Annotated in this window: 5 protein-coding genes; 3 read left to right on the top strand and 2 right to left on the bottom strand. The window is 43.6% G+C overall.

Going from position 1 to position 3,261, the window contains the following annotated elements; genetic code table 11:
* Positions 1-114: 114 nt before the first annotated feature.
* Complete coding sequence (locus F6K46_RS38905; RefSeq protein WP_293118103.1) at positions 115-690, bottom strand: transposase; 576 nt, start codon at positions 688-690, stop codon at positions 115-117.
* Positions 691-930: 240 nt separating this feature from the next.
* On the opposite strand from F6K46_RS38905, the gene F6K46_RS38900 reads away from it, so the two are divergent.
* The 3 genes from F6K46_RS38900 to F6K46_RS38890 all read left to right on the top strand — a co-directional run bounded on the left by F6K46_RS38900 (position 931) and on the right by F6K46_RS38890 (position 1,819).
* Positions 931-1,071 carry a hypothetical protein gene (locus F6K46_RS38900; protein ID WP_293118101.1) on the top strand — a complete coding sequence of 47 codons (141 nt, stop codon included), beginning with the start codon at positions 931-933 and terminating at the stop codon, positions 1,069-1,071.
* Positions 1,072-1,227: 156 nt separating this feature from the next.
* Positions 1,228-1,680 carry a helix-turn-helix domain-containing protein gene (locus tag F6K46_RS38895; protein WP_293067401.1) on the top strand — a complete coding sequence of 151 codons (453 nt, stop codon included), beginning with the start codon at positions 1,228-1,230 and terminating at the stop codon, positions 1,678-1,680.
* Complete coding sequence (locus F6K46_RS38890) at positions 1,640-1,819, top strand: hypothetical protein (RefSeq protein ID WP_293067398.1); 180 nt, start codon at positions 1,640-1,642, stop codon at positions 1,817-1,819. Before F6K46_RS38895 ends, F6K46_RS38890 begins: the two co-directional genes overlap by 41 nt.
* A gap of 216 nt (positions 1,820-2,035) precedes the next feature.
* On the opposite strand, the gene F6K46_RS38885 is transcribed toward F6K46_RS38890, so the two are convergent.
* On the bottom strand, positions 2,036-3,261 hold a 1,226-nt coding region (locus F6K46_RS38885; RefSeq protein WP_293118098.1), incomplete at its 5' end, for a TonB family protein.

Raw genomic sequence — 3,261 nt, 5'->3', positions numbered from 1 at the left:
GTAGAATACAGGTAACATTGTCAATAGGTAGGTCTTGTTGAACAAAAGAGACCTATCTTTTTTTTAGCACAAAATGGTGAAAGCTTTACATTTAAAGCTTTTCAGGCTATTTCGTCACCCCTTCAGGGTACTAACACACGTGGCAAAATTATCAAGTCCTAAATCAATGCCCAAGATTTCACTAGTTTTTTCTACTTTTGTCTCAGGCTCATCCTCGTAGCAATAACAAACATCGAAATACCTGGCTTTGTATTTAGGTAGTATTCGTATTTCCTTGACAGTCTTAGATCTTATCCTCTCTGGGACAGTAAATTGAACTGCCCCGTACTCCTTTTTAAATTGACGAGACATAGGAACGGTAAATAACCAGTTCTTTCCGGGAAGTTTATCCCAGTCGCGCTTTCTTACTGGGATAACCAAAAGAAAATGACCATCCTTGGGTAAGTAATTGGGAAGCCTCACTTTTTCCTGGTAACCTCCACTCTTATTTAGCTTTAGCAAACCAAAGAAAGACTTAAAGGATCTATCTACAATTTTCAAAGTTTGTTGAGCAATGTCCGTCGGCAATAATTTGTAGTTCTCATTCTCTTTAGAGTGATGATAATTACCCTCGTACCGCAGATGTTTGCGTTCCTGAAAGAAATACTGACGGACATTGTATAAACCTACATTGAACATGTTCTTGCTCAAATGACACATTTGCCTAAGAGCCAAGATCTGTTGTCTGTCTAAACGAAGATTATTAACTTGGGTTAGCATCGACCTTTCCGCTACCAATACCAATCTTATAGCGGAACGGCTGGAAAAGTGCAAGAGTTTCAGTCTCCAATTCCCAAGGGGCTGTGTGGGTCACCTGCGTCCGCAGTTTATAAGCCCCGTCTCCCGCGCTTCATGGGCGAGTATAACAGGAGTCCCCAAGGAGATTGAATGATGGGTGTTTGGAAGGGAGAGGAAATGGGATTGACCTTGGCCAAAAGGCCACGCGGGGCGCGTTTGGTCACGCTTGAGGCCGAAGGCCACGCTACGCGAACGCGAACGCTATATCAAACTTGTCTTAAGTCGGACGGATAGAACACTTAAGCTCAATTTACAACAATGATAATTAGTCCTTGATCACCGGACGAAAGTCTGTCTTGCGACTTCCTTATCCTTTGCGCTAATTGGGGTTGCTTCATCCTTGCTTTTCCTTTATAATACAACTATAGGAATAGTTTTTAAGAGGAACTTATGAACAAGTGCGTTTGTACTACCGAAGCGGCATCTCTGTTAGGAATATCTTCGAGACGATTGCGACAACTCCTAGAGAAGGGTCGCGTCCGGGGTGCTTATAAAAGTGGGAAATTCTGGATTATTCCTCTGTTCAACCAAATGCCTCAAATTATTAAAGGCACTAGAGGACCAAAAGGCAAATGGCGTACCAGTCGTCCTCCCGCTCTAGCCAAGATTAATGTCAACCGCAATCACATTGGCTCGAATCTCCACAAAAGCCCTCAAGAGCGCAAGCCAGTGATTTCAGTAAAACGAAGTGGTAACAATTTATATGGCAACCAGGTAGAAATCCTCGGCCCATGTCGAATTACCTATCAGCCGGATAATCCACTGCCTTGTGGCGCTCGTCTGTGGATTGAAACCTTCAGTGATGTCCACTTCATCGGTGGCAGTTTCCCTGCCAGTCGTTAATCGGGTTGAACGCGATGGACGTTCGCGTAGCGTCGGCTCTGCCGAGAGTCCCGCTTTCAGCGATCGCGTGGCCTATTGGCCAAGGTTGTCTCTCAGAATGCAGAATGCAGAATGCAGAATGCAGAATGGTGAATGGTGAATGGTGAATGGTGAATGCAGAATGGTGAATGCAGAATGGTGAATGCAGAATGGTGAATGCAGAATGGTTAATTCTTAATTCTAAATTCTTAATTCTTAATTCTAAATTCTTAATTCTTAATTCTTAATTCTTAATTCTTAATTCTTAATTCTTAATTCTAAAATAATGTTAATGCTCCATTGACCAACAACCCAGGCTTTAACTAATAGAAAGCTCTTATTTACATGACCTCGACGATGGTGTTGTAAAGGAGTCTATTCTGTTGCGCCTGCGAGCTGATCTAGATTTGAATTTGCATGCTTTATCCTCTTGTGAGTTTTGCTCTTCACTGGCTGCTGCTGCTGGAACGGATTCTTTCCCTGAGTTTTCATTAGTAGCTTGAGCTGGCTTGACTGGCACAGCTGTAGTGTTGGTAGTATTTTCCTGAGTAGTATTTTCCTGAGTAGGAGTATTGTCCCGCACTGGTACTAACACCCTCCTGGGTTTAGGAGTATTTTCCTGAGTAGGAGTATTTTGCTGTACAGGCACTGCTCTAGGTCTAGGAGTATTTTCCTGAGTAGAGGTATTGTCCCGCACTGGTACTGATACCCTCCTGGGTTTAGGAGTATTTTCCTGAGTAGAGGTATTGTCCCGCACTGGTACTGACACCCTCCTGGGTTTAGGAGTTGAGTCTTGGCTAGAGGTATTTTCCCGCACTGGTACTGACACCCTACTCGGTCTAGTGCTCGAATTTTCCCTTGCAGTATTCGGTTTTACTGGAACTGATACTGTCCTATTGTTATCGGTAGAGTTATTGTTAGCAGAGTTATTGGTAGGAGTTTCTGGCTTAGGCACTACTATTACTGGGTTGTTGGCAGCAGCGTTTTCCCCACTAACAGTATTTGGCTTTGCTGGAACTGGCTGGTTAGCAGTTTCTTGGAAAACCGATAGACTAGGACAGTTGCCTTGATCATAGTCAAAGGCTACTTTGACCTGGTATGGTTTTGTTGTGCCAGTTTTGTTGTTAAACTTGCGGAACTGAATATCTTCCAGTGCCTGCTGATTTAAAATGCCGTACCCTGCACTCTGAATCAGCTGTGCATTAGTCACTTCACCATCAGCACCTACTAAAATTCCGAAGACTGTTGTGCCTTCTAGTTTCTTAATACAAGCGTCTTTTGGATAAGTAGCACTAACTGTTATTGCTTCTGGTATGACTTCCTTTTTGGGTAAGGTATCCTTTACCAAAGCCATCCATTCTACCAGGTTTTTCCTAGCTTCCTCATCACTGGTATTGGTTACATCTTTTTTCAGTTGCTTCCGCCGCATCCGCACTTGAGCTACTAAATTTTGCTCACGTTGTCGTGCGATCGCAACAGCACTAGAAGGTACTGGTTTAGTAGGCTCAGAAGGAGGAGGGGTGATGGAAAATTGTGGTGGTGGAGGAGGTGGAGTAACGGATA

The organism is Moorena sp. SIO3E8, from assembly GCF_010692445.1.
Lineage (GTDB): Bacteria > Cyanobacteriota > Cyanobacteriia > Cyanobacteriales > Coleofasciculaceae > Moorena > Moorena bouillonii.
Note: the sequence above shows the minus strand (reverse complement) of the source record. Positions and strands in the feature narration are given on the sequence as shown.